Below are 23,267 nucleotides of genomic sequence, written 5' to 3'. Positions count from 1 at the left end.
TGTTTTAGTGACAGATTTTTGTATAATACTTTTGACATAAAAGAGCACAAAATTTTTTTTAGTACTTGATTAAACAAAGTTGGTTTTTATATGTTCTAAATATATAAATAGGTTTTTCATAATTTTGGGTTAGGGTTAAGGTTAGAAGCGGGATTCATCAAACGAGATGATCCCGTTTCTTTTTATCTGTAAATTCAGGTACAAAAAAGCAGCCCCGGAACTAATTCCGGGGCTGTTTTCTATAATCTATGGTTGCTTATCCTCTAAGTTTGGCTCCCAGTTCCTTTTCGAAAGCAGCGGTAAGTCTGCCCATAATATTTGCTATCTGTCCGTCAGTAAGTGTCTTTTCGGTATCTTCCAAGACAAAGCTTACAGCGTAGGATTTCTTGCCTTTTTCAATATTATCACCCTGATAAACGTCAAATAGAGTAATGTTCTTCAAATACTTCTTTTCAGTTTTCAAGGCTACAGCTTCGATCTCGGCATATTTGACATGCTCATCCAGCAATAGGGCAAGGTCGCGCTTAACTTCGGGGAAGCGTGAGAGTTCCTTGTATAGAACCTTGTGTTTGGCCGTGCATGATACAAGCTGGTCCCAAATGATTTCGGCAACGAATACTTCGTCGTCGATGTCGAAACTCCTGAGCAGGTTGTGTGATACCATACCTACGGTCATCAGTTGTTTACCAGCAAGGCTATAGTTAAGACCGTCACTTAGCAGGTCTGGTGTAATACCTTCTGTTTTCCAGTCTGTTTCAGAAAGTCCCATGCGTAGTAGTACATTCTCAGCATATCTCTTTATATCTGCAAAACTTACTTCCTGTCTTGGGCTGTTCCAATTTTGCGGTACCCTGGCTCCGGTTATAAACAGAGTCAGCTTAAGTTCTTCCTTATAGCTGCTTTGCTTTCCTTTGTCTCCTTCTGTATTATAATAGTAGCAGTTGCCCAACTCAAATAGTTTAAGGTCGGGATGCTGTCTGTTGCGGTTTCTTTCTATGGTTTCAAGCCCACCGAAGATAAGAGTCTGCCTCAAGCCATTGAGATCACTGCTCAAAGGATTGTTTAGAATTACAGTATTTTCAGCTTTGAAAGTCTGAGAATTGCTGTAATAAGCAGCCTTAGTCAGTGAATTGCTCATTATTTCGGTAAAGCCCGCACCAAGCAATTGCTCAGCTATCAGATTTCTGATCCTGTGGTGATCTGGCTTTGGAGTTGTTACAATTGCCGATTGTTGAATTGCAGGTATTTCAACATTATTGTAACCATATACACGTAATATTTCTTCTATAACATCGGCTTCCCTTAGTACATCCACACGATATGGAGGTGTCAAAAGCTTTAGTCCGACAGCTGTCTCTTCAACCACCTTTATATCAAGTGCCTTCAATATGGTCTTAACAAGTGAAGCTTCAAGAGTCTTACCAACAAGTCTTTTGAGGTTCGCCCAGCTTAGTTCAACCTCACTACCTTTGGCTGGAGTAGGATAAACATCGATAATATCACTTGAAATTACACCTCCTGCAACTTCCTTGATCAGCAAGGCTGCCCTCTTAAGTGCATAGATAGTCATTTCGGGGTCGCTTCCTCTTTCAAACCTGAAGGAGGCATCTGTAAACAGGTTATGTCGTCTGGATGTCTTTCTGATAAATGTCGGGTTGAAGCAGGCACTTTCAAGGAAGATCCTGGTGGTAGTCGCACTTACACCACTCTTTACTCCACCAAACACACCTGCGATACACATACCTTCTACTTCATTGCAGATCATAAGGTCGTCTGCATGCAGTTCCCTTTCTTTTTCATCGAGGGTGATAAATTTTGAGCCTGCAGGCAGAGTCTTTACTATCACATGATTGCCTGTTACCTTATCTCCGTCAAACGCATGTAGAGGTTGGCCGCACTCATGAAGCACAAAGTTGGTTATGTCCACCACGTTGTTGATGGGAGTCATACCAATAGTCCTCAACTTGTTCTTGAGCCAGTCGGGTGATTCCTTAACAGTAACACCACTGATTGTAACACCTGAGTAACGTGCACAAGCTTCGCTTCTCTCAATAGTAACCTTGACAGGATAGCTGTTGTTGTCAATTTTAAATGCATCGACAGAAGGCCATCTCAGGCCGGCGTCTTTGTTTTGTGCCGCAAAGTGAGCAGCAAGGTCCCGAGCCACACCAAGGTGTGAAGCCGCGTCTATACGGTTTGGCGTTAAATCAACTTCAAAGACAACATCATTTTCAATATTGAAATACTCGGCAGCAGGCATACCTACCGGTGTGCCTGCGGGAAGTACCATGATTCCGCTATGGTCGGTACCCACTCCAAGCTCATCCTCAGCACAAATCATCCCTTCAGATAGTTCGCCACGAATCTTAGCCTTCTTGATTTCAAAGGCTTCGTCACCGTTGTATAATTTGGTGCCTACGGTGGCAACCAGTACTTTCTGACCTGCAGCCACATTGGGAGCACCGCAAACCACATGCAGAGGTTCACTACCCCCAACGTTAACGGTGGTCACACTTAGCTTATCGGCGTTGGGGTGTTTCTGGCAGGTAAGTACCTCGCCAACAAGCACACCTTTAAGGCCGCCCTTGATGGTTTCGATTTCTTCAATGCTGCCTACTTCAAGGCCGAGTGAGGTCAGAATCGCTGCTATTTGTTCGGGTGTTTTGTCAGTGTCTATGTATTCCTTTAACCACTTATAAGAAATGTTCATGCCTTGTGATTTTGTTGAAAATGATTGAGTCAGGCAAAAATAGTGATTTTGGGTTGAAGCAAGCCAATTTTGGGCATTTTATTTGAACGTTCACGCGGTCATTCCTTATTGCTGTTTGACTGTTAATCCTTATCTTTGATAACTGAATATTATGAATATGGAAAAGATTAAGAAGGACCACAGGCCACTGATCCTGGTGACAAATGATGACGGAGTGCAGGCAAAAGGATTAAAGGCTCTTGTTGAGGCGGTACGGCCCTTCGGAGATGTGGTAGTGATTGCACCTGATAGTGGAATGTCGGGTATGTCGCATGCTATTACGGTAACCCGTCCGCTATACCTGACCAAGGTTCTCGAGGAAGAGGGACTTACAATATTCAAATCCAGCGGGACTCCTTCTGATTGTGTCAAACTGGCTCTGCATGAGGTATTGGGAGATAAGCCCGATTACCTTGTTTCAGGAATCAATCACGGAACGAACAGTTCGATAAGTATGCACTATTCAGGCACTGTTGCAGGTGCAAAGGAAGGCACGTTCAATGCAATCCCATCAATAGCTTTTTCTTTACTTGACCATAGCGCTGATGCTGATTTTTCGCATGCTGTAAACTATGTCCGTCAGGTCTTTGAACTTGTGCTTGAACATGGAATGGCTGAGGGGGTATGTTACAATGTAAATATGCCCAAGGGAGAAATTAAAGGTTTGAGGGTATGTCGTCAGGCTAAGGGTAACTGGATTGAAGGATTTGAGAAGCGTTATGAACCAGGTACAGGTAAGCCGTATTACTGGATGACAGGTAGCTATGTCAATCTTGATACGGACGCTGAGGATACTGATGAGTGGACTCTGGACCATGGCTATGCAGCTCTGGTACCATTCACTATCGATCCTACATGTATGGAGACAGTCAGTAGGCTTAAGAGTTTGGGAGTTGAGGATAGGCTTCCGGTATCAAATTAAATACTTGTGCAGGTGAAACAGTTGGATAATAAGATAGTCGGGTTGATCGCAGGACTGCTAGTTCCCGTGATTATGGCTTATCTGATATATAAACTGAATTATTCAGGACATGACTCCTTTATTGATCTTGTAAAGGGGCTTTATCAGCTGAAGAGTTTAGGCAAACTACTTAGTGTAAGTGTGGTACCCAACCTGATCATCTTCTTTCTATCTCTGACTATGGAGGCTGAAAAGACCGCACGGGGTATTATGATTGCCACCATATTCTGGGCTGTGATTACTGGTATTCTGTTTTTAGTCAACTGAGATCAGCATGTCATGGGGTCAGCAATAGGCCCTCCGGTGTTTGGTTTACTGGCAATGTAACAAGAGTATATGAAGTATTACATAATAGCAGGGGAGGCATCGGGTGATCTTCACGCTGCCAACCTGATGAAAGCATTGAAGAAGCATGATCCTATGGCTCACTTCCGCTACTGGGGTGGAGATAAGATGCAGGCGGAAGGGGGACAGCTTGTAAGGCATTACAGGCAGACAGCATATATGGGTGTGTTTGAGGTGCTTGCCAACCTTGGAAAGATAGCTCGTAATTTCAAGTTCTGCAGGGCAGATATTGTCAAGTACGACCCTGATGTAGTAATCCTTGTGGACTATGCAGGATTCAATCTGAGGGTGGCCAGATATGCAAAACAACTTGGATATAAAGTCTACTATTATATTGCACCTAAGATTTGGGCCTGGAATACAGGCCGAGTCAGGAAAATCAAGAAATACGTAGACAAGGTCTTCTCAATAATGCCCTTTGAATCGGAGTTTTATGCAAAATATAACGTGCCTGTTTTATACTCCGGTTCCCCGTTGATGGATGCAATCGAAAACAGGCCCCATAAAGGTGAAGGGTTTAACAGTTTTGTAAAGCGTAACGGGCTAAGCAACAAACCAATAATTGCACTTCTTGCAGGCAGTCGCCTACAAGAAATCAGCAGGATACTACCTGATATGTTGGCAATGGAGGCTTACTTTCCGGATTATCAATTTGTTATAGCAGGAGCTCCATCCTTTACTATTGATGATTACAGTACTTATCTCAACGGTCATGAATCAGTATCAGTAGTCTTTGGGGAAACATACGCACTTGTAGAGTGTGCTCATGCGGCTATGGTGACTTCCGGTACTGCAACATTGGAGACGGCCTTGCTGAGATGTCCCCAGGTAGTGTGCTATAAAATGTGGGGTGGAGGCTTTACCAATTTTATGGCAAAGAATGTGATAATGAAGGTGCCTTACATTTCTCTTGTCAACCTGATAATGAACCGGGAGGTGGTGAAGGAGCTGTTTCAAAGTACATTCTCACGCGAGTCATTAAAGAATGAGCTTTCTTTGCTTTGCTATGATGAACAGTACAGAACTCGTATACTTGAGGGTTATGAAGAACTGGCGTTGATAGTTGGCAAAGCCGGCAGCAGTGATCGCACAGCCGGAGAGATTTGGCAGACACTTAATGACACGAAATAAGGTTAGACTATGCTTGCACTTTGGAAGAAGGAAATAATGAGCTTTTTCGGATCGATGACCGGTTACCTTGTAGCCGGCGTCTTTCTTGTTGCAACCTCTCTTTTTCTGTGGTTTATCCCGGGTAACATGAATATTCCCATGGGAGGGTACGCTACGCTAGAGCCCTTGTTCTGGATTGCCCCATGGATCTATCTATTTCTGGTTCCGGCAACCACGATGAGACTGTTTGCCGAGGAGAAGCGCAACAGAACTATAGAGCTGCTGCTGACTCATCCTGTTTCCGAATGGCACATCGTATTGTCAAAGTATTTTGCAGGGTTAACCCTTGTTGTATTATCTCTTGTACCGACACTGGTATTTTACTATTCAGTAAATCAACTTGCAAGTCCGGCTGGGAATCTGGACCACGGAGCAATATGGGGTTCCTATCTTGGGCTGGTGTTACTAGCAGCCATCTATGTGGCTATTGGGGTTTTTACTTCTTCCCTTGGTAAAAACCAGATAATAGCCTTTGTGCTGGCTGTGGTACTTTGTTATTTTTTCTATGACGGCTTTGCTGCTGCGGCCTCCCTGCCTGGCCTTAAAGGCGCAGGCAGCCTGCTTGCATATTTGGGAATAGCCGAGCACTATGATTCTATTAGTCGTGGGGTGCTTGATTCACGTGACCTTTTGTATTTTATCTCGGTTTCAGTGATCTTCCTTTGGCTAACCAGAACAGTATTAAACAGGAGATAAGCTGTACTTAATCAATAATCCGCATTATGGCTTCAAAACTAAATAAGAGAAGCATCGGGCCTGTGATTGGCATCATAGTTATAGTTTTGATCAACGTAGTCTTATCGGGCAAGTTCTTTCGTGTTGACCTGACTGAGGAGAAGCGTTATACCCTGGCCCCTGTCACAAAGTCGTTTTTGAGTAATCTTGAAACTGATGTGTTTATCAGGGTATATCTTGACGGAGAGCTAAATCCGGGATTCAGGAAGTTGGCCCGCTCATCACATGAGACGCTGGAGGAATTCAGGATTATTTCACGTGGCAGGATTAAATATGAGTTTATAGATCCAACTGATAATTCAGAAATAGTAGAAGAATTAAAGGAGCTTGGTGTATCACCAGTTCCTGTCTTTGAGGTCACTGCAGACGGGCGTAGGATCCAATCAAACGTTTATCCCTTTGCTCATTTCAGGGTAGGGGAGTATGAGATGGTTGTCAATTTGCTTGAGAATGTACCGGGACTGAATGCAACCGCCAATCTCAACCTTTCGATGGAGGGGCTTGAATACAAGATTAGTAGTTCAATCCGCAATATGCTCACTGATGAGGTTCAGGCAGTTGCCTTCCTTGAGGGGCATGGTGAACTGGAAGAGATTGATGTCTATGATATAAGTGAGGAATTGTCGCATTACTACCAGGTTGACAGGGGCTCATTGACTTCTGATCCATACATACTTGATGCATACAAGGTGCTGATAATAGCCAAGCCCAGAGAGAAGTTTTCCGAGAGGGATAAATTCATCCTCGATCAGTATGTGATGAGGGGAGGAAAGGTGCTTTGGCTTGTCGATGCAGTTTATATTACTCTCGATAGTTTGAAGGGAACTAGCCAGACTCCTGGAGTTGCTAGCGAATTAGGTATAGAGGATCTGCTTTTCCGTTATGGTGTCAGGATTAATATGGAGTTGCTACAAGATGTACAATCTTCACTTATCCCTGTCAATGTTGCTCCTCAAGGCGAGCAAGCCAGAATGGTTCCAATGCCATGGATGTTCAATCCGCTTATGAGTACCAATACTTCACATCCTGTTACAAGAGGTGTCAATCTTGTGAAAGGTGAGTTTGTAAGTAGCATAGATACAGTGGGTACTTTTGGTTTGATGAGAAGAGACATTTTGCTGCAGACTGGGCAGTACTCACGACGTTTGCCAGTGCCTGTATATGTTTCGATTGCAATGGTCAACGAACAGCCCAACAGGGAGGAGTTCAATCAGAGTTATATTCCTACTGCAGTAGCCATGGAAGGGGTATTTCCTTCATTGTTTGCTAACAGACCTGTACCCCCTGGGGTTGATATAAATCTGTCTGATATCAAACGCAAGAGTGTAGCTACCCGAATGATAGTAGTGGCAGACGGAGATGTAATCCGCAATGATGTAAGGATGCGCTATAGTGCCTCACCTCAGATTGTACCGCTGGGTTATGATGAGGTTTCAAGCCAGAACTTCGGAAACAAGGACTTTATATTGAATGCTGTGCATTATCTGGCCGATGATGAGGGCTGGATGAGCCTGCGCACCAGGGATTATCGTATCAGATTACTTGACAGGGAGAAACTGGCACATGACCTTGATTTCTGGAAGTGGATCAACCTGGCAGTGCCTCCACTTTTCCTCCTTCTGATAGGAGCAGGATTTATTATCTGGCGCAGATATAAGTACAGATAGGTTTGGATAGGTCCCCCCCCCGGGATACCAAAGGAGGGGCCCTTTTGTCGGCTAGGGAGAAAAGTCTCGGAGAAGAATCTTTAATCTTCTGATAAGGGCCTTAATATTTCGGTGGTCAGGTTCAAAGGATTAATATTTTTCATGACCGGAGGTTCTTTAATTATCTGATTATTCATATATTTGGGAAGGTGAATCATTTTCTCTACAATTATGATTCTAAGCCGAATAGCAGTATGATTCTTTGATTTAACCATAAAATAACGACTAATGAAGTTTGTAGTATCGAGTTCTGAACTGCTGACACATTTGCAGGCAATAAGCAGGGCCATATCTTCCAAGAGCCAGCTTCCCGTTTTGGATTGCTTTCTCTTTGATCTTAAGGGATATGAGTTGAGCATGACTGCTTCTGACCTTGAAGTTACCATGACTACCAGGATGGCAACTGAGAGCACCGAAGGTGACGGACGACTTGCCTTTCCATCTAAAATATTACTTGAAATACTTAAGAAACTGCCTGAACAACCATTGCGTTTTGAGGCAAATCTTGACACACTTACTGTGGATATCTTTTCTGAAAGGGGTAAGTATAATTTCGTTGGTCAACCCGCAGAAGATTATCCGTCAATACCCGAGGTTGAAGAAGACAAGGCCAGCAAGATCAGGGTTCCTGCTTCGCTGTTGCTTACCGGTATCAACAAGACTCTCTTTGCTACTGCTGACGATGAACTGCGTCCTGTGATGAATGGTATCTTGTTTGAGTTTTCACCCGAGAACCTGACATTTGTTTCATCAGATTCACACAAGCTGGTTCGTTACCGCAGACTTGATGCTAACTGCGCTTTTGAGGCATCCTTCATTCTTCCCAAGAAGCCGGCATCTCTGCTGAAGAATGTACTACCACGTGAAACTGGGGATGTTGAAATTGAATTTGACAACAAAAACGCTTTCTTCAACCTGCCCAACTATATGTTGGTTTGCCGTCTGGTAGAAGGCAACTATCCAAGCTATAATGCGGTAATACCTCATGATAATCCAAATAAAGTGGTTATTGACCGCATAGATCTTTCAAATACACTGGGACGCGTTTCGATTTTCTCAAGCCAGTCCTCCAACCTGGTCAAGTTGCACCTGACTAGCAATGAGGTTGTGATCTCGGCTCAGGACATTGACTTCTCAATTTCGGCTTTTGAAAAGCTTAACTGCCAGTACGAAGGTCAGGAAATGGAAATAGGCTTTAAGTCAGTATTCCTAGCCGATATCCTTGACAATATTTCATCAGATGATATAGTGATCGAGATGTCTGATCCGTCAAGAGCTGCACTTATTCTTCCAATCGAAAAGAGCGAGAATGAGGATGAGCTTATGCTTCTGATGCCAATGATGATAAATGTGTAATTAATAGATAGGTATGTTTGAAAAAGGCTGTCCGCGAGGACAGCCTTTTTTCTATAAGCTAAATCGTGCACTAACAAAGATTGTCCTTCCCGGACTGAATGTTGCAAATGTTTCAGGATCTGTAAAATTGAAGATATTATCCACTCCAAATTGTATACTTAGTGGCTGGGCAGCCTTTACCGTTATCAATGCTTTCCATAGTGTGAAGTGATCAAGGTCGTCAGTAGTTTCCTCACCTGTATCCTGATCATAGATGGATCTTGTCATAGCTCCGTAATAGTTGCCCTGGAGATTAATTGCTGACAGGTATTTGTGTCTGAAACCGTAGTTGATATTGATATTTCCATTGTGTTTGCGGCTTCCGGTCAATTGTCGGTCTATCTTCAGGTCATGTGAATGGGTATAGCCGTAGCCACCTCTGACAATTATACGGTTAACCGGCTTCCAGAGGAAGATAAGTTCCACACCCTTAATCTCAGCATTTTCAATATTCTCGTAGTAATAATCCATTACCGGATCCTGTGAAGGGTTATAGGGCCTCATCACTTCAATAATCATTTCCCTGACAGAGTTACGGTACACATTGACTGAGAAGTTCAGGCTAGTGAAACTTACTTCAGCTGACACTGCAGTATATAGGCTGGTTTCCGGCTGTAAGTCCGGATTACCATAGACATATATTGGGAAGGAGGTAGGAGCCTGGTATACCATATGTTTTTCTTTGAGAGTCGGGGCTCTGTAGCCTGTCCCTACATTGGCCCTAAGAGTTACTGCCCCGGCTTTGTACATTGCGGCGCTCTGCCATGTGGTATGAGACCCGTGGTCTGAAATGAAATTTACCCTGAATCCTGCAGTCAATGTGAAATTGGGGTTAACAGTAAACTCACTTTGTGCATAACCTACCTGCTCGTGGTTGTAGATCTTGTCATAGATTCTGCTACGAGGAGCCTCTAAAGCTTCCTCCTGGTATTCCACACCGGCAACCAGACGAGTGCTGTTATTTATCTTGATATCACCAGTTAACCTGGCATTTTGGTAGCGGTTGTCATATTGCAGAGACAGATCCTGATTCTCCTTTTCGAAGATGCGGTAGTTGTCATAGTGCCACACAGCTTCCAGAGTGCTGTTGCGGTTGATATGATACTTACCACCGATCACAATGTCCTTGTCGTCATTTAGTTTGTTGTTTCTCAATGGCAAAGAGGCATCAACATGACTTTTAAATATTGATCCAGCAGCCTCCATTTCAAGCCTGTGGCCTGGTGTCCATCTGAACTGCTGAGCCAGTCGATGAGTTGTTGTTCTCTCCAAAGTACGACCGTCGTATGCCAAATCATTGAGATCGTATCCATCAGTGTGATTGTACTTATAAGTGGTGCGTGACACGAAGTCACCCAGCTTAAATCCTGCTTTAGCCTCTGTGAGGTTTGTGTTGAAATTACTTTGTCTTGAGTAGATTTCTACGCTTACCGGATCCATCTGAGGGGCACTTATTATATTGACAACCCCTGCCATGGCGTTGGAGCCGTAGAGTACCGAACTTGCACCTCGTACTATCTCAATACGGTCTGTGCCCAACAGGGTCAAACGACTATAATCTATGTTGCCATTATTCTCTCCTGCAAGCCTGTTCCCATCTCTAAGAAATAGCACATAGTTGCCTGATAAGCCAAACATATTGATGTTACTACCATAAGCACCGTAAGAAAACTCAATGCCTGGTAAAGTATTCTCAAGAGCAGTGGCAACCTCAGGCATATCGGCAGCCTCGAGGCTGCCGGTAGTCAACACCTGGGTAAGCACAGGTGAGTCCTTCAGCGGCTTTGGGTTTCTGGTCCCCGTTACCACTATCTGGTTTATATTATAAACAGCCGGTCTTAGATTTATCAAAACAGGCTCCTCAGATGGGACCTGTATTGTAATGTACTCAGTATTGTATCCTGCGAAACTCGTATTGAGCGTATAAGTGCCTGAAGGCAGATTGTCTATTATAAAACTTCCGTCAGGTGCGCTAGCCACACCTAAGGATGTGCCGCTTACAAGGATATGTGCACCCGGCATTGGCCGGTTTTCATTATCAGTTACAAGTCCTTTGATTGAATAAACTTCGTTGGCAAAGCTTATTATTGGGCACAGAAGTGCCAGTAGTAGTGAAGTGAGCTTATACATATTTGTGAAATGAATTTCTTTTTCAATGAAATAGTGAAACTCCCAAATGCTATGATATGCCGGATCATCCTGACTCCGGCTGAATGTAGAACGATGTGCAGGACTTATTTCCTGTCACGAAATGCAGTAGGTGGAGCTCTGTGAGGCTTTTCCCTGTATACAGTGAATCTTTTTAGTTTGCTGTAGTCTCGTATAGTGGCTGAATATGAAGTCTTGTGTGCTAATCTATGGCTGATTACGGGCTGATCTTGTTGCTCCTCATCGGTATGCCTGACGTTGACTTGCTTGGCAGCAACAATTCTAATCTCTCTGTTTGCTTGAGTAGATATCTGAACAGGTGTGGCTTTTACCTTCTCATCAGCTTTGGTCTGGTGCACAAAGCACACCAACATTGTCATTGACAAAAGCAGATAGGGGATGAATTGTGCTGATACACCTACGAAAAACATCCTGTTCTTATTTTAATTCAGATTAAATTATCCGCAAATTAAGTTCTTTTTAATCACATATCAAAATCAGGGGAGTAAGCACACCATTGTATATAAGGCTGCAAGTGAATGGAGTCCCAGCCTGGCTGGTCAGAATTCGTAAGCTTTATTAATGAATGATTATTCCATAAAGTGGGTATATATACAGTAATGGGCACCCTTCTGAGAGGTGCCCATTGCTAGATTGGGTTAGATACTGTATTAAGGTTAGAAAGGGGATTAGAAGTATTTGCGACTACAAAGCACGGGAATTAAGTGATATGATACAACCTTTTATTGATTAAAGTTTGATCGAACCGGATGAAGGATTTAAACCGTTTGACAAAAAATCAGCTGTGTGATAAATGCCTTAATAAGTGTATAAATATGCATAAAGTATTCATGGAGGAACATGTCCTCAAAAAAGAGTATATTTGCAGCTTAATTATTTAACAGATGAGTGTGAGCAAGAAGCGTGTAGTCGTAGGTTTATCCGGAGGGGTTGATTCCAGTGTTGCTGCATACGTACTAAAGCAACAGGGTTATGATGTTGTTGCTTTGTTTATGAGAAACTGGCACGACACGACTGGTGTGCTGAAGGCTGATTGTCCATGGCTTGACGATAAGTTTGATGCCGAAGCAGTAGCACGCAAGCTGGATATTCCATTTCACTTTGTTGACCTGAGTGAGCAATACCGGGCCAAAGTGGTTGACTATATGTTTGCCGAATATGAACGTGGTCGCACGCCCAACCCTGATGTCTTATGTAATAGGGAAATCAAGTTTGATGTCTTTATGGATGAGGCTATGAAACTGGGTGCTGATTTTGTTGCTACAGGACATTACTGCCGTAAGGAAGTAATAGATGTTGATGGTCGTCCTGTTTACCGCTTGCTGGCAGGTAGTGACCACAATAAGGATCAGAGTTACTTCCTCTGCCAGCTGTCTCAAAAGCAACTTGAAAAGGCTCTATTCCCCATAGGTGATTTGGAGAAACCGGAAGTGAGGAGGATTGCTGCCGAACTAAAACTAGTGACAGCTCATAAAAAAGATTCACAGGGTATTTGCTTTGTAGGAAAGGTTGACCTGCCTGTATTCCTGCAGCAGAAGCTCCAGGCAAAGAAGGGCAAAGTCTATCTGATTCCTACTGACTGCAGCCTTTATTCACGTGAGCCCAAAGGTGATCTTACTTTGCTCAGTGACTCAGAGCTTGATGTTCTTGCTACCAGTTATCCTCATACACCTGCAATGGGAAAGGTAATTGGAGATCATAATGGTGCACATTTCTATACTATAGGTCAGCGCAAAGGACTTAATATTGGCGGTTTTCCTGAACCTTTGTTTGTTATCGGAATTGACGTTGTCGAGAATGCTGTCTATACCGGAATGGGACAGGATCATCCGGGGCTATTCCGTAGGGTACTGAAGGTCGACCATGACGAGGTCCACTGGGTTCGTCCGGATCTAGCCATGCAACTAGGTGAGAAGAGGCGTTTCGATATTCGCATCCGTTACCGTCAGCCACTTCAGGGAGGAGTTGCCCTGATGAGAGAAGGGGGACTGTATGTGATCTTTGACGAAGCCCAGAGAGGCATTACTCCGGGTCAGTTTGCTGCACTTTATGATGGCGAAGAACTGATTGCTTCCGGAGCAATTATCTAAGCCTCGTGCATAGGCTGTGTGACCTGAATTGAGCAAGAATTAAAATCTGATCAGATGAAAAAGATTGGGCTATTATCAGATACACATGCATATTTCGACCCGAGGTTTCTCAGTGTCTTTTCAGAGGTAGACGAAATATGGCATGCCGGTGATATAGGGTCGGATGATGTTCTTGATCAGTTGGAAGCCTTCAAGCCTGTACGGGCAGTATGGGGAAATATAGACGGCGCCTCCTTGCGCCGTCGTCTCCGGGAAAAGTTACGCTTTACATGCGAGGGGGTGGATATACTGATGTGTCACATCGGAGGTTATCCAGGCAAGTACGATGCCCGTGTAAAGGCGGATATTTACGCACATCCACCAAAACTATTCATTTGTGGCCATAGCCATATTCTCAAAGTGATGAATGACAAAACTTTAGGATTGCTTCACATCAATCCTGGGGCTGCCGGAAAATATGGTTTTCATACTGTCAGAACTGCAGTTCGCTTCGTCCTCGATAACGGAAATATAAGGGATTTGGAGGTTATTGAGTTTGCCATCAAGAGCTAAACTTTTGACCTGATTTTAGTCAGGGTAATGCATTTTTTTAGTATTTTGGTTGTTTGCACTACTGTACTTTCAGTCAGTTTTGGAACAAGTAAAATATGAGATATACTCCAAGATATTTCAATCGTGACATTAGTTGGCTGTCCTTTAACCACAGGGTGCTGGAAGAAGCTAAGTCAAAAAACAATCCCTTGTTTGAAAGACTTAAGTTCTTGGCTATCTATTCATCCAACCTTGATGAGTTTTACAAGGTCAGGGTTGCTGAGTATAAGTATGATGTCGATTACGATGAGCTTGACGACCCGAATAGTGATTCTCCAGTTAAAGTAGTAAGGGAGATTAACAGGATTGTACGAGAACAACTGGAGGAGTTCTCCCGCATATTTCACGAAGAGATACTGACTGAGATGAGAAAGGAGGGTATTATTCTTTACCAGGGTAATATGCCGCCAGATCCGGAGCATCAGCAATTTATCCGCGAGTATTTTTATAGGGAGGTTATTCCCTATCTGCAACCAATATTGCTGACAAAGGGTACACGGTCATTCCTGCGTGACAACCGTCTGTATCTTGCAATTCGCCTATACAGGAAAAAACGTGGTGCAGACAATGGCTCAAACCGACGTCCGCGTTATGCTCTGGTCAAGCTTCCTTATACAGATGTGAAGCGATTTATCAGGCTTCCTGACAAGGATGGATGTTATCATTTCTTATTTTTGGAGGATCTCGTAAGATTTAATCTTCAGGAGCTCTTTCCCGGCTACGATATTGACTCAAGCTATTGCGTTAAGCTGCTCAGGGATGCAGACCTGGGAATAAAAGATGAATTTTCAGGCAATCTTGTAGAGAAGATTCGTAAGAATCTGGGTCGTCGTAAGGTTGGTGAACCGGCTTTGTTTACCTATGACAGAAGTATCCCTGAGGATTTTCTTGCCTTTCTGCAAGATGTAATTGGTGTGTACAAAGAGGATCTTTTGGCTGGTGAGCGTTATCTCAATTTCCAGGATTTCTTTTCTTTTCCCAACCCGTTTGCACCAAGGCTGCAACTTAACCATCCGCAGCCTATACATCCCTATGAACTGGAGCAGATCGGTTCAATGTTCGCAGCCATCAGGGAGAAGGACAGAATTCTGCACTATCCCTATCAGTCCTTTGACTACCTGATCAAGTTTCTTAATGAGGCCGCCCAGGATCCCAAAGTGTATGCGATCAAGGTGACTCAGTATCGTGTAGCAAGTAATTCGGCAGTGGTCAACTCCCTAATAAGTGCAGCTCGTAATGGCAAACAGGTAAGTGTTTTCGTGGAGGTAAAAGCCCGGTTTGATGAGGAGAATAATCTGACGTTGGCAAGGCTGATGTCTGAAGCCGGGGTGAGGATTATTTACAGCCTTCCAGGCCTGAAGGTTCATGCCAAGCTGGCTCTTGTACTTAGGCGGAGCGGCAATGAACGTAAACGTTCATTTGCCTATCTGAGTACCGGTAACTTCAATGAGAAGACGGCAAGGCAATATGCTGATCACGGTTTCTTTACATGTAAGGAAGATATTATAAGGGATCTTGAAAACCTGTTTTCATATTTTGAGAATCCTAAGTTCAGACCTGAATTTACAAAGCTATGGGTAACCCGCTTCAATTTCAAAAATGAGCTAAGGAGGAGGATAGACCGTGAGATAGAGTTGGCTCGTCAGGGTAAGAAAGGTTATATTCTGGTTAAGTTGAACGGGATTCAAAACAAGCCCCTGATCAACCTGTTGTACAAAGCGAGTGAGGCTGGAGTGAAGATAGATATGATAATTAGGGGTATCTGTTGTCTTGTGCCCAATCAGAAATTTAGTCGTAATATTAACCTTAGAAGAATCGTTGACAGCTATCTTGAGCATGGCCGGATAATTGTCTTTGGCAATGATGGAGCTCCAGAGGTATATCTGACCTCAGCAGACTGGATGAACCGTAATATCAACAGGAGGATTGAGACTACATTCCCAGTGGAGGATGAGGATATTAAGAAGGAACTATTTGATATCCTGGATCTTCAGCTTAGGGATAATGTGAGCGCAAGGTTGATTAACGAAAATTTGGAGAATATTCCAATTGTTGCTGATGGGATGGAACCGATCAGGGCACAATGGGATACCTATAAGATGCTGATTGAGAAGGAAACAAGATTTCAAAACAATAATTTATAGATTGATGAAGAAACTGATTCTAGCGCGACATGCCAAGACAGAACCCTTAAGTGATGCAGGAACCGACTTTGAAAGAAAGCTTAAGAAAAGAGGGATTACAGATGCAGGGTTGGTTGCTGTTGATCTGAAGAGGCGTGGATACATCCCTGAGTTGATAATATCAAGTCCTGCCAGAAGGGCAATGCAGACTGCAAAGATTTATGCAGCCAACTTTGGTATCCCTGAGGAAGACATCGTTGTTGCGGGGATTATCTATGATGGCGATACTACTGAGCGCATGATTGCCGCTATTGCGGAACTGGCTCGAGATACCTCAACCTTGATGGTCGTGGGGCATAATCCAGATATGGCTCGATTAAGTATGTTACTTTCTAGTCAGGAGTTTTACCATTACCCGACATCTGCAGTAACAGTTATTTCATTTCCCGTAATGACGTGGCAAGAAGTCGAGGTTGGCAGGGGTAAGGCAGATTATTTTACCTATCCCCGAATGCTCAAGGATCTGGGCACTCTCTAAGCATACTATAGATACTTGCAAGGTATCCGTACTCTAAATGTAGCTCCCTGGTCAGGAGCAGAATCAACGCATATTGTTCCACCCAATAGTTCAGTGATACTCTTGCTTATCGCAAGCCCCAAGCCAGTTCCACCAATATTGATTTTGGGATCAGGATTGATCTGCCTGAATCTTTCGAAGATTACGCCCTGATCTTCCTTGCTAATACCCCGACCTGTATCAGTGACCCTGATCTCGAGGGTGTTGTTGTCGGGAATAGTATAGCTTAGTTTTACGTGTCCGCGTGAAGTGAATTTAATAGCATTGCTTATCAGGTTGTTTATAATCTGCTCCAGTCTGTACTGATCACTTTCAATAAACAGGGATGCCTGATCCACACCTTTCTCAATAATCAACTCAATGTCTCTGTTGTATGTGTTAATCAGAGTAGAAGCAATATGGGATATTTTATCGAAGAGTAGATGTAGGTCAAACTTGCCAATGACAATATTAAACTGACCCGACTCAATCTTTGAGATATCTATAATATCATTGATAAGTGCAAGCAGACTTTCTCCGCTTGAGCGTATAAGGCTAAGAAACTTAAGGCTGTCTTCCTTTTGGATTGAGGCATCAAGAAGTATATCAGAGAAACCCAGAATGGCATTCATAGGGGTTCTTATCTCGTGAGATACATTTGCAAGGAAGGACGACTTAAGCCTGTCGCTTTCCTCTGCCTTTTCTTTAGCTATCCTGAGTTGTTCTTCAAACTGCTTTTGCATGTCTATGTCAAGCATTAGACCAATCATACGACGTGGTGTAGAATTCTGGTCTACTTCAACCACCTTGCCATGCAGTGAGAACCACTTATATTCTCCAGATGAAGTTTGTAAGCGCGTCTCGGTGTTAAAATCATGAACCTTCCCACTGAGGTGCATATGGAGCACTTCGTTGACCTGGCCAAGGTCGTCAGGGTGACAGGTCTTAATCCAGTCTCCAATAGTGACACGAGCAATTCCAGAATCGCCATATCCAAGCAGCCCTGATACCCATTTGTTGATATATACAGCCTTGTTTTCCAGATCAATATCCCATAATCCTACATTCGCCCCATCAAGAGCCAGTTCCAGCCGCTCCTCACTCTTGCGTAGCTTGGCTTCGGCAATCCTCTTTTCGTTGAGCAACCTGAGCAGGATGATATTGATTACTATAAGGAAGCCTAGCACAGAACATACTATCAGAATTTCCTGCCTGTATTTACGGAAGTAGTTCTCAGGTTCGTGAAGCACAAGGGCTTTTTTTGGAACAAGAGAAAGATCTATATTATAATATTTCAGTTTGTTGTAATCTACAACCATGGTCTGTGTGGGTTTGACCAGATAACCGGGAGGGAAAGTCTCTCCTGCCAGCTTCCTCTTTAAAAGTTGAGCGGCAAGTCGCCCCTGTTCTTCACCAGTATTGATAACTCCCCCTAATATAAAACCACCGAAAAGGAAATCCCAGGTACCGTAAACGGGTACATCAAGGCAACTTTTTAGGAAATCGGCTTCCAATATCATATCTTTTACTGCTCCGTTCCTTGGCAGATAAAGACTTAGAAGAAGAATTGCCCTCTTCTCCGGGTCTACTTCCTTTAACGTTTCACCCAGCAACTCGACTGAAGTGGCATAAATAAGATCGTAATCCACTGGGAAATTAATAGCACGGGCTGCTCTAAGAAACTGATCTGCAAAGAGAATTCCATTAAGGGTTGAATCACTCACAACTATGAGTTCTTTAAGGTCCGGTTGCAAAGTCAATATCAGTTCAAGAGTTTGAGCGATTGCTATTTCCTCTTCCACACCAAAGTAGTTTGTACTGTTGATGTCATATTTGAAGAGCTCGTTTACCCCGCAGAAAGTTACAGGTACATCACCCCATATCTCCTTCCCATGTTTTAACACAAACTCAAATGCATCATTATCGCTGCAAATTATTCCTTTGATATCCAGAGTCCTGTATTTTTCCTTAAGGTATTCAACATACAAGACTTCCTGACGTTGGAAGCTAAATCGTTTGGTGTCGAGATATTCAATTGAGATCCTGTAATCATCTGCCTCAGGCAGCTCTTTTACCACTGCATTGGTAATGTCATTGGTCCATTTGAATGTGTAATGGTAGGAGTTAATAAGCAGGATGTCAGTAAGACCGTTGGAGTCAGATTTCTCCGCCTTTACGGGGAAAGAAAGCTGCATAAGAAAGATACAGATCAGAGAAGTCCGCAGGTACTTCATATTTGCAGTTTTGATAGTAGCAAAATAGAACTAATTTAGCACATCATCAAATGATGCTGATTAATTGAACGAAAACATCATCACTTTTGTTGATTTATTTTGACAGATAACTTCAAGTTGTTGATTGATGAGAAAAGCTGAAAAACACTTATTAGTAATATTCGGAGCCTCCGGTGACCTGACATACAGAAAGTTGGTTCCATCGGTTTTCGATCTGTATACACAAAATCTTTTGCCGGTTAATTTTGGTGTACTTGGACTCGGAAGGAGCAAGCTAAGTTCTGAAGCCTTCAGGGAAAAGATGAAGGAAGGTATTAAGAAGTTTGCCGGTACTACGGCAAACAAGGAAAGTATGATAGACTCCTTTTTGGAAAAGCTATTTTACTATTCTTTTGATCCGGAAGTAAAAGCTGAATACGAGGGGTTTCGTGACGAACTGGAGGCACTTAACCAGAAATTGGACGCAGGAAGTAATTATATTTTTTATTTGGCTACTCCACCAAGCCTATATCCTGTTGTGCCGGCCAATCTTGCTGCCTATGGATTAAACAGGGAGGATAAGGGTTTTAAGAGACTTATTATCGAAAAGCCATTTGGTTATGACCTTGAGAGTGCACGTAAGCTCAATCGTAAGTTGCAGTGTAACTTTAAGGAAGATCAGATATATCGTATCGATCACTACCTTGGTAAGGAGACTGTTCAAAATATGCTTGTTACCCGCTTTGCCAATGGTATATTCGAACCTTTGTGGAACAGAAACTATATTCACCATGTTGAGATAACCTCTTCGGAGGATATTGGGGTAGGCAGCCGCGGAGGTTATTATGACGGTTCGGGAGCACTTCGTGATATGGTACAAAACCATCTCCTGTTGTTGACCTCTCTCGTGGCAATGGAGCCTCCAGCAGTGATTAATGCGGATGCCATGCGTAATGAGATGGTCAAGGTGTTGCAGTCTATTCGTCCTATCAAGGAAGAGGAGGTGGAAAAATATGTTATCCGCGGGCAGTACACTGCATCAGAGATAAGGGGTAAGATGATGAAGGCATATCGCGAAGAACAGGGAGTTGATCCTCAGTCTCGCACTGAGACCTTCGTTGCCATGAAGTTTTATATTGACAACTGGCGTTGGGCCGGTGTCCCCTTTTATATAAGGACGGGTAAATGTCTGCCCACAAGGGTTACTGAGGTAGTAATCCACTTTAATGCAACACCTCACCATATTTTCGCCGATAATCTGCAACATGTAAAGACACATAATCAACTTGTACTGCGGATACAGCCTGATGAAGGTATTTTGCTGAAATCTGCCATGAAGGTGCCTGGTGCCGGATTCAATGTTCAGGATGTGAATATGGATTTCCACTATTCAGACCTTAGTAATACCTACCTGCCGAGTGCATATGAGCGTTTACTGCTCGACTGTATGCTGGGTGATGCTACCCTGTATTCACGCGGTGATGCTCTGGAAGCTGCCTGGCAGTTTGTTGACCCCATATTGAAGGCCTGGCAAAATAACCCCGCAATAAAGGTATACGGATACCCTGCTGGAACATGGGGACCGGTGGAATCTGATGAGCTTATAGAAGGTGTTGAAACATGGCGTTATCCCTGCAAGAATCTTGTAGGAGACGGTGAATACTGTGAACTTTAGTTCAGACCTGTATATAATGGAAATACTGATTTTTGAGGACAAAACTGCGCTAGCGCGCAGTTTTGGGGAACTACTCTCCGGTATCGCAACAGATAGGGATAGTGTTTATATAGCCCTATCCGGAGGTAGCACACCCAAGGTGATTTTCGACTTGCTTGCCGCTGAATTCCGGAGAAAGATTGACTGGGGAAAGCTTAAGTTTTTCTGGGGAGACGACCGGTGTGTGCCTCCTGATCATCCTGATAGTAATTACGGTATGACAAGGCAACATTTGTTTGATAAGCTGCCAATTCCTGAAAGCAATATATACAGGGTAAAGGGGGAATTGCCTGTTGCTGAAGCTGTTGCTGATTACATCGAGGTGGTGGATAAAGTAGTGCCCAAGAAGAACGGATTACCCCGATTTGATATTATGATGCTTGGTATGGGTGATGACGGACATACCGCATCTATTTTTCCTTATGCTATAGACTTGTGGGAATCGCCAAATCTGTGTGAGGAGGCTACGCATCCACAGAGCGGGCAGAAGAGAGTAACAATGACGGGTAATGTTATTAATAATTCGGAGTTGACTGTGTTTCTAGTAACAGGCAGCAATAAAGCTGAAAAGGTCGATGAGATTATTAACGGGAAAGTTGGATTCAGCCAATATCCTGCTGCACTTGCAGATGGTGACAAACTATTATGGATGCTTGATAAGGAAGCTGCGGCTAATCTGATGTAGGTATTTTGGTACTCCCTGTATGGCCATACAGGGAGCATTTTACGTAATTGATGGAGGCTGTTTCGGAAATAGATTCCGGGACAGCCTTTGTTGTTATGTAAATTGTTACTAATTTTAACCGTTTTTCTGAAATCTACTGGTTTCAGTTTGAAATTTGTGATAAAATGAAACTACTAAACCTAATTCCTAATACCACTTCAGTACCCAGACAGGTACTATGCTTCCCCGTGTACTTATCCTGTAACATAATTGAGTTATGATAATAAAGCAATTATCTGTCTTCCTCGAAAACAAATCTGGGAGGCTTCATGAACTTTATTCAAGTCTGGGCAGTGCAAATATCAATGTTTCTGCCTGCAGCGTGGCCGATACATCCGATTTCGGAATAGTGAGAATGATAGCCTCAGATCCGGATGAGGCATACAATATTCTGAAGGCAAGAGGCTTTTCGGTCAATATCAACGAGGTTATCTCCTTTGCTACACCCAATACTCCGGGTGCACTTGCCAGTTGTCTTAAGATACTTGCAGAAGCAGAGATAAGTGTTGAATACCTGTACGGATTTTCGGTAGGTGAGAAGTCCTTTATATGCCTGCGTTGTAATAATCCCGAAAAGGCCGTTATGGAGTTTCAGCGTCACAAGCTTGAGCTGATCAGCGCCAATGATCTATATAAGTTCTAACGATATACTTTGAAGATTTCTACACCCATGGCTACTAATAACATCTGGAACCCTCATATGGAGACTATGTCTCGTGATCAGATGAGGGTTGTTCAAAGCGAACGTCTGCGTGATACTGTTGAACGAGTCTATTACAATATCCCATATTACAGACAGAGGATGCAGGAGATGGGGCTTGCACCTGAGGATATCAAATCAGTTGATGACCTTAAGCACCTTCCTTTTACGACCAAGAGCGACCTCCGTGATAACTATCCTTTCGGGCTGTTTGCTGTTCCAATGAGTGAGATTATCCGTATTCATGCTTCTTCAGGAACTACCGGTAAAGCAACAGTTGTGGGCTATACAAGGCATGATATTGGTATCTGGTCAGAGGTAATGGCTCGTACCTTTACAGCAGCAGGGGCAGGCAAGAGCGATTTTATCCAGATTGCCTATGGTTACGGATTATTTACCGGTGGTCTGGGTGCGCATTACGGCGGTGAGAAGATTGGAGCCACAGTAATTCCTATCTCCGGAGGTAATACAAAAAGGCAGCTACAACTGATGGAGGATTTTGGAACAACTGTTTTGGCCTGTACTCCATCGTATGCTGCATACCTGGCTGAGACTATTGAAGAATCTGGAATATCACGTGATGAACTCAAGCTGAGGGTAGGTGTATTTGGTGCTGAGCCCTGGACCGAGAATATGCGTCGTGAAATCGAAAAGAGGCTTAGAATAAAAGCAATAGATATCTACGGACTTAGCGAAGTTATTGGTCCCGGAGTCTCTTTTGAATGTGAGCATCAATGTGGACTGCATATCAATGAGGACCACTTTATCCCGGAAATCATTGACCCGGATACATTGGAGGTACTGCCGGAAGGTGAACTCGGTGAACTTGTCTTTACGACTATTACAAAAGAGGGGCTTCCTCTGATAAGGTACAGAACCCGTGACCTTACTCGTCTTAACTTTGATAAATGTGCATGCGGACGTACCATTGTAAGGATGAACAAGTGCACAGGTCGCAGTGATGATATGCTTATTATAAGAGGGGTCAACCTCTTCCCATCCCAGATTGAAAGTGTGCTGATGGAAATGGATGAGACCACTCCCCACTACCTGCTTGTTGTTGACAGGGTCAACAACCTTGATACTCTTGAGCTACAACTTGAAGTGGAAGACCGTTTTTATAGCGATACAATTGGAGAATTGCAGGCATTGCGCAAAAAGATTACTCATGCGGTTGAAAGTGCAACCGGCCTATCTGTTAACGTAAAACTTGTTGAACCCAAGACAATTGAGAGAAGTGAAGGTAAGGCCAAACGGGTTATCGACAAGCGTAAATTGGTCTGATACCGGGGTTTATGCTGAATACTGAAGTTGTAAGCAGCAGTT

18 protein-coding genes are annotated in these 23,267 nt (G+C 43.4%); 14 read left to right on the top strand and 4 right to left on the bottom strand.

Annotation, left to right across the window (positions count from 1 at the left end; genetic code table 11):
* Positions 1-256 precede the first annotated feature (256 nt).
* Complete coding sequence (gene pheT / locus M9189_RS10320; protein WP_250722987.1) at positions 257-2,710, bottom strand: phenylalanine--tRNA ligase subunit beta; 2,454 nt, start codon at positions 2,708-2,710, stop codon at positions 257-259.
* 157 nt (positions 2,711-2,867) lie between these two features.
* Here pheT and surE point away from each other — a divergent pair, with 157 nt between their 5' ends.
* From surE to dnaN, 6 genes are all read left to right on the top strand, one after another.
* Positions 2,868-3,671: a 5'/3'-nucleotidase SurE gene (gene surE, locus M9189_RS10315; RefSeq protein ID WP_250722985.1), complete on the top strand. Its 804-nt coding sequence runs from the start codon at positions 2,868-2,870 to the stop codon at positions 3,669-3,671.
* Positions 3,672-3,683: 12 nt separating this feature from the next.
* Complete coding sequence (locus M9189_RS10310) at positions 3,684-3,977, top strand: hypothetical protein (protein ID WP_250722984.1); 294 nt, start codon at positions 3,684-3,686, stop codon at positions 3,975-3,977.
* 69 nt (positions 3,978-4,046) lie between these two features.
* Positions 4,047-5,186: a lipid-A-disaccharide synthase gene (lpxB, locus tag M9189_RS10305; protein ID WP_250722982.1), complete on the top strand. Its 1,140-nt coding sequence runs from the start codon at positions 4,047-4,049 to the stop codon at positions 5,184-5,186.
* Positions 5,187-5,195: 9 nt separating this feature from the next.
* On the top strand, positions 5,196-5,921 hold the full coding sequence (gldF, locus tag M9189_RS10300) for a gliding motility-associated ABC transporter permease subunit GldF (RefSeq protein ID WP_250722981.1): 726 nt from the start codon (positions 5,196-5,198) through the stop codon (positions 5,919-5,921).
* Between the two features lie 26 nt (positions 5,922-5,947).
* Entirely contained in the window at positions 5,948-7,627 is a 1,680-nt protein-coding gene (gene gldG, locus M9189_RS10295) for a gliding motility-associated ABC transporter substrate-binding protein GldG (RefSeq protein WP_250722979.1), read from the top strand.
* A gap of 267 nt (positions 7,628-7,894) precedes the next feature.
* Positions 7,895-9,022: a DNA polymerase III subunit beta gene (gene dnaN / locus M9189_RS10290; protein ID WP_250722977.1), complete on the top strand. Its 1,128-nt coding sequence runs from the start codon at positions 7,895-7,897 to the stop codon at positions 9,020-9,022.
* A 51-nt stretch (positions 9,023-9,073) separates the two neighbouring features.
* Here dnaN and M9189_RS10285 read toward each other — a convergent pair whose 3' ends face one another.
* Together M9189_RS10285 and M9189_RS10280 are read right to left on the bottom strand one after the other, a co-directional pair.
* Positions 9,074-11,191 (bottom strand): TonB-dependent receptor, encoded by a 2,118-nt coding sequence (locus M9189_RS10285; protein WP_250722976.1) that lies wholly within the window; start codon positions 11,189-11,191, stop codon positions 9,074-9,076.
* 104 nt (positions 11,192-11,295) lie between these two features.
* Positions 11,296-11,640, bottom strand: coding sequence for a hypothetical protein (locus M9189_RS10280; protein WP_250722974.1), 345 nt, complete (start codon positions 11,638-11,640; stop codon positions 11,296-11,298).
* A 474-nt stretch (positions 11,641-12,114) separates the two neighbouring features.
* Here M9189_RS10280 and mnmA point away from each other — a divergent pair, with 474 nt between their 5' ends.
* The 4 genes from mnmA to M9189_RS10260 all read left to right on the top strand — a co-directional run bounded on the left by mnmA (position 12,115) and on the right by M9189_RS10260 (position 16,572).
* Complete coding sequence (gene mnmA / locus M9189_RS10275) at positions 12,115-13,320, top strand: tRNA 2-thiouridine(34) synthase MnmA (protein ID WP_250722972.1); 1,206 nt, start codon at positions 12,115-12,117, stop codon at positions 13,318-13,320.
* A 54-nt stretch (positions 13,321-13,374) separates the two neighbouring features.
* Positions 13,375-13,872 (top strand): metallophosphoesterase family protein, encoded by a 498-nt coding sequence (locus M9189_RS10270; protein ID WP_250722970.1) that lies wholly within the window; start codon positions 13,375-13,377, stop codon positions 13,870-13,872.
* A gap of 95 nt (positions 13,873-13,967) precedes the next feature.
* Positions 13,968-16,055, top strand: a complete 2,088-nt coding sequence (gene ppk1, locus M9189_RS10265) for a polyphosphate kinase 1 (RefSeq protein ID WP_250722968.1) — start codon at positions 13,968-13,970, stop codon at positions 16,053-16,055.
* Positions 16,056-16,059: 4 nt separating this feature from the next.
* Positions 16,060-16,572, top strand: coding sequence for a SixA phosphatase family protein (locus M9189_RS10260; protein ID WP_250722966.1), 513 nt, complete (start codon positions 16,060-16,062; stop codon positions 16,570-16,572).
* A gap of 5 nt (positions 16,573-16,577) precedes the next feature.
* On the opposite strand, the gene M9189_RS10255 is transcribed toward M9189_RS10260, so the two are convergent.
* Positions 16,578-18,824 carry a sensor histidine kinase gene (locus M9189_RS10255; protein WP_250722964.1) on the bottom strand — a complete coding sequence of 749 codons (2,247 nt, stop codon included), beginning with the start codon at positions 18,822-18,824 and terminating at the stop codon, positions 16,578-16,580.
* Between the two features lie 127 nt (positions 18,825-18,951).
* Between M9189_RS10255 and zwf the strand changes: the two genes are divergently transcribed.
* From zwf to M9189_RS10235, 4 genes are all read left to right on the top strand, one after another.
* Positions 18,952-20,478: a glucose-6-phosphate dehydrogenase gene (zwf, locus tag M9189_RS10250; RefSeq protein ID WP_250722962.1), complete on the top strand. Its 1,527-nt coding sequence runs from the start codon at positions 18,952-18,954 to the stop codon at positions 20,476-20,478.
* Positions 20,479-20,494: 16 nt separating this feature from the next.
* Positions 20,495-21,202, top strand: a complete 708-nt coding sequence (gene pgl, locus M9189_RS10245) for a 6-phosphogluconolactonase (protein WP_250722961.1) — start codon at positions 20,495-20,497, stop codon at positions 21,200-21,202.
* A 256-nt stretch (positions 21,203-21,458) separates the two neighbouring features.
* Positions 21,459-21,884 (top strand): acetolactate synthase, encoded by a 426-nt coding sequence (locus tag M9189_RS10240; protein WP_250722959.1) that lies wholly within the window; start codon positions 21,459-21,461, stop codon positions 21,882-21,884.
* Between the two features lie 27 nt (positions 21,885-21,911).
* A complete protein-coding gene (locus M9189_RS10235; RefSeq protein ID WP_250722951.1) occupies positions 21,912-23,225 on the top strand; it encodes a phenylacetate--CoA ligase family protein in 1,314 nt (437 codons plus the stop codon).
* The last annotated feature ends 42 nt before the right edge of the window (positions 23,226-23,267 follow it).

It is taken from the genome of Xiashengella succiniciproducens (assembly GCF_023674465.1).
Lineage (GTDB): Bacteria > Bacteroidota > Bacteroidia > Bacteroidales > Marinilabiliaceae > Geofilum > Geofilum succiniciproducens.
The sequence above is the reverse complement of the archived record's forward strand: the minus strand, read 5'-3'. Positions and strand labels throughout refer to the sequence as shown.